This is a genomic window from Brevundimonas sp., from assembly GCF_035561115.1.
Classification (GTDB): Bacteria; Pseudomonadota; Alphaproteobacteria; order Caulobacterales; family Caulobacteraceae; genus Brevundimonas.
Genome location: NZ_DATMYH010000026.1, coordinates 20,930 through 28,886 on the forward strand (window position 1 = coordinate 20,930; position 7,957 = coordinate 28,886).

General features: G+C 66.1%; 2 protein-coding genes. Both read right to left on the bottom strand.

Annotation, left to right across the window (positions count from 1 at the left end):
- Nucleotides 1-2: 2 nt before the first annotated feature.
- Nucleotides 3-2,012 carry a response regulator gene (locus VN378_RS03585; protein ID WP_325741043.1) on the bottom strand — a complete coding sequence of 670 codons (2,010 nt, stop codon included), beginning with the start codon at nucleotides 2,010-2,012 and terminating at the stop codon, nucleotides 3-5.
- Nucleotides 2,012-7,819: a HAMP domain-containing protein gene (locus VN378_RS03590; protein WP_325741045.1), complete on the bottom strand. Its 5,808-nt coding sequence runs from the start codon at nucleotides 7,817-7,819 to the stop codon at nucleotides 2,012-2,014. The genes VN378_RS03585 and VN378_RS03590 overlap by 1 nt, the downstream gene beginning before the upstream one ends.
- Nucleotides 7,820-7,957: the final 138 nt, after the last annotated feature.

Here is a 7,957-nt window from a genome sequence, read left to right on the forward strand (position 1 = left end):
GATCACTTCGCCGGAGCCATGGCGCCCGTCGATCCCAGGACCGCGCGAAGCCGCGTCGCGAGATCCGCGCACTGGTAGGGTTTGTCGATCAGCGGGAAGTCGTGCTGCATCTGATGGCCCATTTCCCCAACATAGCCGGACGTCAGCAGCACCTTGAGATCGGGACGACGTTCCTGCGCCTTCTGCGCCAGTTCGATCCCGTTCATCCCGCCCGGCATGATCACGTCGGAGAACAGCAGGTCGTAGTCCGGATCGCTGTCCAGCCGATGCAGGGCGCCGCCAGCGTCCGAGGCGACGTCGCAGCGGTACCCCAGGCTGGTCAGCATATCGAGGCAGAGGCTCAGGACCGCCGGATCGTCCTCGACGATCAGCACCCGTTCCGAACCGGCCTCGACCTCGGCGACTTCGGGTTCGGCCGCCACAGCGAGTGGCAGTTCGTCGGTCAGCGGAAGCATGAGTTCGAAGATCGCGCCTTCGCCCGGTGTGGCGGACGCATTGATCCGGCCGCCGGACTGGCTGACGAAGCCGTAGACCTGGGACAGCCCCAGCCCCGTGCCCCGTCCCACCTCCTTGGTGGTGTAGAAGGGCTCGAACACCCGCTTGGCCACGCCCTCGGCCATGCCCGGCCCCGTGTCGCAGACCTGGATGCGCGCCATCGGTTGGGCCTCGCCGTCCGTGACGGCGCAGGTCGTCACGGTCAGCCGCCCCTCGCCTTCCATGGCGTCCCGGGCGTTGACCGCCAGATTCAGCAGGGCGGTCTCGAGATGGGTGGGATCGATCGACGCGTGCAGAGGCGGGTCCGACAGGGTCAGGGTGATCGTCACGCCCTCGCCCACCGCCTGCTGCATCAGCGGCGCGAATCCCTTGATCAGGGCGTTGAGGTCGATGATCTGCGGGTTCAGCTGCTGCCGCCGCGAGAAGGCCAGCAGCTGACGGGTCAGGGTCTGTCCGCGCTCGGCCGCCGAGCGGATGGCGGACAGCTGGCGCGTGATGCGCGGCTCGTCGTCCCCGAGCCGGCGCAGCAGAATGTCCGCATTGCCCAGCACCACGGTCAGCAGGTTGTTGAAGTCGTGGGCGACCCCGCCGGTCAGCTGGCCCACCGCCTCCATCTTGCGCGCCTGGGCCAGATGCTCCTCGAGTTGGCGGCGGTCGGTGACGTCCAGCAGGGTGCCGAGGATTTCGCCCTCGCCTCCGTTGGCGTCGGGCACCCAGACCCCTTGGTCGAGAAAGGTCCGGTAGGCCCCGTCCGAACACAGCCAGCGGTATTCGCAGGCGTAGGCGCCGCTGGTGGAGGCCTGCATCAGGCAGTTGACGACCCCCTCGACATCGTCGGGATGGATGCGGCCCAGGCCGATCTCCGGTTCCTGGACGAAGCGGTGGGGCTCGAACCCGGTCAGAGGGGTGATGCTGTCGCTGACGAACAGGGCGGCGAACGGATGGACGCTGGCACGCGAGGTGAACACCACCGGCAGGGACTTCAGTATGGTGTCCTGGCGTTCGCGGGCCTCGCGCAGGGCCAGTTCGGCGGCCAGCTTTTCCTCACTGATGCGGGCGTTGGCCTCAAGCAGGGCGTGCTGCTCCGCCGCCTGCCGGCGCACCTCCAGCGTCTTGAGGTGCAGTTCGACCAGGATGGCGACCTTGGAGCGCAGGATGAAGGGATCGACCGGCTTGAACACCACGTCGACGGCGCCCGCCGTATAGGCCTGGAAAATGTGGGCCTCGTCGCGGAACACGGCGGTGACGAAGACGATCGGCGTGTCCCGCGTCCGCGGATGCTCGCGGATCAGTTTGGCGGTCTCGTAGCCGTCCATGCCGGGCATGTGCAGGTCCAGCAGGATGACCGCGAACTCCTGATGCAGCAGCAGCCGCAGCGCCTCCTCGCCCGATCGGGCGATGACCAGGTCGTGGCCCAGCACTTCCAGCGCCTCGGAGGCGGCGAAGGCGTTGCGCTCGTCGTCGTCGACGATGAGGACCCGCGCGGTCAGGGGCTTCGGCTTGCCTCGGCGGCTCATCAGATCGCCGCCGGTTCAGGAAGGGCCGCCGGTTCGAGCGCCGACAGGCGGCCGGCGTCGGCCCGCTGGATCGACACGCGCATGACCGAGATCAGATAGTCGATGTCCACCGGCTTGGAGACATAGTCCGAGGCTCCGGCCTGGATGCATTTCTGCCGGTCGCCCTTCATCGCCTTGGCGGTCACGGCGATGATCGGGATGCGGGAGAAGTTCGAAAGCGAGCGGATTTCCCGCATCGTCTCGTAGCCGTCCATGTCGGGCATCATGATGTCGACCAGGATGACGTCCGTCTCGGGATGCTGGGCGAGCAGATCGAGACCCGCGCGGCCGCTTTCGGCATAGAGCAGGTCCACCCCGAACTCCTCCAGGGCGCTGGCCATGGAGAAGATGTTGCGGATGTCGTCGTCGATGACCAGGGCCGTGCGGCCGGTCAGGATGGCGTCCTCCTTGCGGGTCTGGGCCAGGGTGGTGCGGGCCGTTTCCGAAAGGCGATCGGTCGGCTCGTGCAGCAGCAGGGTGGCCTGTTCCAGAAGCTGTTCAGGGGTGCGGGCCAGACGCGCATGGCCGGCGAAGACCGCCAGCCGCAGCCGGCGCTCGTCCAGCGACGACAGGGCCTCGCCGGCGTAGATCACGGCAGGGCGGTCGGCCGCCTTGAGCCAGTCGACCAGTTCGGAGATCGGCGCGGCGGAAACGTCAATGATCAGGCTGTCGGCGGGCCTGATCTTCGCCTTGGCCAGGCCCTTCAGCGCCTCGACCCGAACGACCGAACCGAAGGCGGATTTCAGCAAGGTCTGGGCCTCGCCCGCGGGGCCGACGAGGATCAGGCGACGGTTGGCGGCGGAGACGAATTTCTTCACCTCGTCGAGACTGGCGACGACGCCCTCGCGGTCGATCGGCTTGGGCGTGAAGCCGAAGGCTCCGATCGACAGGCCGAGGCCCGCCTGATCGTGCGCCGAGATGACATGAACCGGGATGTGGCGCGTCTCGGGAGTGCGTTTGAGCAGATCGAGCAGGGCGAGGCCGTCCATATCGGGCAGGCCGACGTCCAGCATGATCGCCTGTGGCGCATAGCGGCGGGCGAGGGCGGCCGCGGCTATGCCCTCATGCGTGATCACGCCCTTGAATCCGCTGTCGCGCACGAGGGCCAGAAGGATGGCGCCGAAGCGCGGATCGTCCTCGACGATGAGGATCACCGGATCGCCGGGAGACACCAGATCGCGGTCGTCGGCGATGACCTCGACGGCTTCGGCGACCTCGTCCTCGGACGCGGTCCGCACCATGACGGCGCGGGACGCCTCGCGGGCCGACGGACCGGACGCCGCCGTGGGACTGAAGTTCAGCGGCAGGAACAGGGTGAAGGTGCTGCCCTGGCCCGGTTCGCTTTCGACCTTCAGTTCGCCGCCGAGGGTGCGGGTGATTTCCCGGCTGATCGACAGCCCCAGACCCGTGCCGCCGTATTTGCGGCTGGTGGTGCCGTCGGCCTGCTGGAAGGCCTCGAAAATGATGCGCTGCTTGTCTTCCGGAATGCCGATGCCGCTGTCCTGCACCGAGAAGGCCAGGACCTGGCCGGCCTTGTTGAGGTGTTCGTTGCCGGGGTTCCACCCCTTCGAAACGCGGTCGACGCGCAGCCGCACCGAACCGCTGGCGGTGAATTTGAAGGCGTTGGACAGCAGGTTCTTGATGATCTGCAGCAGCCGTTTGTCGTCGGTGTACATCGAGGGCGGCAGATCCGGATCGATGTCGATCGAGAAGTCCAGTTTCTTGTCCTGGGCGATCTGGGCGAAGGTGCGGTGCATCTGGTCCCGCAGCGATTCCAGCGCCATCTCGCCGACGTCCAGGGTGACCGTGCCGGACTCGATCTTGGACAGGTCGAGGATGTCGTTGATCAGGCCCAGCAGGTCCGAACCGGCGGCGTGAATGTTCCTGGAGAACTCGACCTGTTTGGGCGTCAGATTGCCCTGGGTGTTCTCGCTGAGCATCTTGGACAGGATCAGCAGGCTGTTCAGCGGGGTCCGCAGTTCGTGGCTCATGTTCGCCAGGAATTCGGACTTGTATTTGGACGTCAGGGCCAGCTGTTCGGCCTTTTCCTCCAGCGCGAAACGGGCCTGTTCGACCTCGCGGTTCTTGGCCTCGACCTGCTGGTTCTGGGCCGACAGCAGGACGGCCTTGTCCTCCAGCTCGGCGTTGGACTGCTGCAGTTCCTCCTGCTTGGCGCGCAGCAGTTCCTCGGACTGACGCAGCGAGGCGGCCTGCTGTTCGAGGCGATCGTTGGTGGACTTCAGCTCGTCCTGCTGCGCCTGAAGCTCGGCGGTCAGCAGCTGGGACTGGGTCAGCAGACCCTCGGTGCGCATGTTGGCCGCGATGGTGTTGAGCACGATGCCGACCGATTCCATCAGCTGGCTGAGGAAGGACTGGTGCGTCTCCGAGAACTCGCCGAAGGTGGCGAGCTCGATCACCGCCTTGACCTCGCCCTCGAACAGGGCCGGCAGGATGATGATGTTCAGCGGCGCCGAGGCGCCGAGGCCCGAACCGATCTGGACGTAGTCCTGCGGCACATTGGTCAGAAGGATGCGCTCCTTCTCCTTGGCGCACTGGCCGATCAGGCTCTGACCCAGACGGAAGGTCGGCGACAGCTGCTCCCGTTCGGTCGAGGCATAGGCCGCGGCGAGAACCAGGACGGGCTCGTCGTCGGCGTCCTTGTCCGAGACGTAGAACACCGCGTGCTGGGCGTTGATCAGGGGCGCCAGCTCGGACAGCACCATGTTCGACACCGTCGCCAGATCGCGCTCGCCCTGCAGCATGCGGGTGAAGCGGGCGAGATTGGTCTTCAGCCAGTCCTGTTCGGTGTTCTTGAGGGTCTGATCCTTCAGATTTCGGATCATCTCGTTGATGTTGTCCTTCAGCGCCGCGACCTCGCCCGAGGCCTCGACGGTGATGGACCGGGTCAGCTCGCCCTTGGTCACGGCGGTCGACACCTCGGCGATGGCGCGGACCTGGGTGGTCAGGTTGCCGGCCAGCTGGTTGACGTTGTCGGTCAGGTCGCGCCACAGGCCGGCGGCGCCGGGCACCCGCGCCTGACCGCCCAGCTTGCCCTCGATGCCCACCTCGCGGGCCACATTGGTCACCTGGTCGGCGAAGATGGCCAGGGTCTCGATCATGCCGTTGATGGTGTCGGCCAGCGAGGCGATCTCGCCCTTGGCGTCCACGGTCAGCTTGCGCTTCAGGTCGCCGTTGGCCACGGCGGTCACGACGTCGGCGATGCCGCGCACCTGACCGGTCAGGTTGGCGGCCATGGAATTCACATTGTCGGTCAGGTCCTTCCAGGTGCCGCCGACGCCTTCCACCCGCGCCTGACCGCCCAGCTTGCCCTCGGTGCCGACCTCCTTGGCCACACGGGTCACTTCCGAGGCGAAGGCGTTCAACTGGTCCACCATGACGTTGATGGTGTTCTTCAGCTCGAGGATTTCGCCCTTCACGTCGACGGTGATCTTCTTGGACAGGTCGCCCTTGGCCACGGCGGTGGTCACCTCGGCGATGTTGCGCACCTGACCCGTCAGGTTGCCGGCCATGAAGTTCACATTGTCGGTCAGGTCCTTCCAGGTGCCGGCCACGCCCTTCACGTTGGCCTGACCGCCCAGCTTGCCCTCGGTGCCCACTTCACGCGCCACCCGGGTCACCTCGGAGGCGAAGGCGTTCAGCTGGTCCACCATGGTGTTGATGGTGGATTTGAGCTCGAGGATCTCGCCCTTCACATCGACGGTGATCTTCTTGGACAGGTCGCCGTTGGCGACGGCGGTGGTCACCTCGGCGATGTTGCGCACCTGACCGGTCAGGTTGTCGGCCATCAGGTTCACATTGTCGGTCAGATCCTTCCACGTCCCGGTCACGCCGGTGACCTGGGCCTGGCCGCCGAGGTTGCCCTCGGTGCCGACCTCGCGGGCCACGCGGGTCACTTCCGAGGCGAAGGCGTTCAGCTGGTCCACCATGACGTTGATGGTCGACTTCAGTTCGAGAATTTCGCCCTTCACGTCGACGGTGATCTTCTTGGACAGATCGCCGTTGGCCACGGCGGTCGTCACCTCGGCGATGTTCCGCACCTGACCCGTCAGGTTGGCGGCCATGAAGTTCACGTTGTCGGTCAGATCCTTCCAGGCGCCGCCGACGCCCTTCACATTGGCCTGACCGCCCAGCTTGCCTTCGGTGCCCACCTCGCGCGCCACGCGCGACACTTCCGAGGCGAAGGAGTTCAGCTGGTCCACCATGACGTTGATGGTGGATTTGAGCTCGAGAATCTCGCCCTTCACATCGACGGTGATCTTCTTGGACAGGTCGCCGTTGGCCACGGCGGTGGTGACCTCGGCGATGTTGCGGACCTGACCCGTCAGATTGTCGGCCATCAGGTTGACGTTGTCGGTCAGGTCCTTCCAGGCGCCGGTGACGCCCTCCACCTGGGCCTGGCCGCCCAGCTTGCCGTCAGTGCCGACCTCCTTGGCCACGCGGGTCACTTCCGAGGCGAAGGCGTTGAGCTGGTCCACCATGACGTTGATGGTGTCCTTGAGCTCCAGCACCTCGCCGCGGACCTGCACGGTGATCTTCTTGGACAGGTCGCCCTTGGCCACGGCGGTGGTCACTTCGGCGATGTTGCGCACCTGACCGGTCAGGTTGTCGGCCATCAGGTTGACGTTGTCGGTCAGGTCCTTCCAGGTGCCGCCGACGCCTTCCACCCGGGCCTGACCGCCCAGCTTGCCCTCGGTGCCCACTTCACGCGCCACGCGGGTCACTTCCGAGGCGAAGGCGTTCAGCTGGTCCACCATGGTGTTGATGGTCGACTTCAGTTCGAGGATCTCGCCCTTCACGTCGACGGTGATCTTCTTGGACAGGTCGCCCTTGGCCACGGCGGTGGTCACTTCGGCGATGTTGCGCACCTGACCCGTCAGGTTGGCGGCCATGAAGTTCACATTGTCGGTCAGATCCTTCCAGGTGCCGGCCACGCCCCTGACGTTCGCCTGACCGCCCAATTTCCCTTCCGTGCCCACCTCGCGGGCCATCCGGGTCACCTCGGAGGCGAAGGAGTTCAGCTGGTCCACCATGGTGTTGATGGTGTTCTTCAGCTCCAGCACCTCGCCCTTCACGTCCACGGTGATCTTGCGGCTGAGGTCGCCGTTGGCGACGGCGGTGGTCACTTCGGCGATGTTGCGCACCTGACCCGTCAGGTTGGCGGCCATGAAGTTCACATTGTCGGTCAGGTCCTTCCAGGTGCCGGCCACGCCCCTCACATTGGCCTGGCCGCCCAGCTTGCCTTCGGTGCCGACCTCGCGCGCCACGCGCGTCACTTCGGACGCGAACGAGCCCAACTGGCCCACCATGGTGTTCACCACCCGGCCGATGCGCAGGAATTCGCCGCGCAGGGGCTGTTCCTCGTTCTCGAGGTCCATGGTCTGGCTCAGGTCGCCCTTGGCCACGGCCCCGATCACACGGGCCATTTCCGCGGTCGGGTGGACCATGTCGGCGATCAGGGTGTTGACGGCGTCGACGCTGGCGGCCCAGGCGCCGGTCGCGGACGGGACCCGGGCGCGGTTGTTGATCTTGCCCTGGCGGCCCACGGCCTCGCCCAGACGGCTGAACTCGCGGCTCATCCGGTCGTTCAGTTCGACGACGTCATTAAAGGCCTCGGCCAGTTCGCCGTCCATGCCGGTCAGTCCGCCGGGCAGGCGAACCGAGAAATCCCCCCGTCGGAACGCTCTGAGGGCGGTGAGAAGTTGTCGATTGTCGAGAGTCGGCTCTACGACGGCGGTGGCAAGCGACATCTTTCACCTTCAGCTCAGAGGCAAACCGTCCGAAGGCTCCGTCGGCCGTCTGTCGGGAAGGAGGCGATCCCCGCTTTCGCGCTCGCCGCGCCCCCCGGCCACGTTCCGTCCGCTTCCCCCGAACCAACTGCAAAAAAC

Excerpts from the sequence above, each read along its gene's own strand:
- VN378_RS03590 (WP_325741045.1), bottom strand. The coding sequence starts at position 7,819 with ATGTCGCTTGCCACCGCCGTCGTAGAGCCGACTCTCGACAATCGACAA.
- VN378_RS03585 (WP_325741043.1), bottom strand. The coding sequence starts at position 2,012 with ATGAGCCGCCGAGGCAAGCCGAAGCCCCTGACCGCGCGGGTCCTCATC.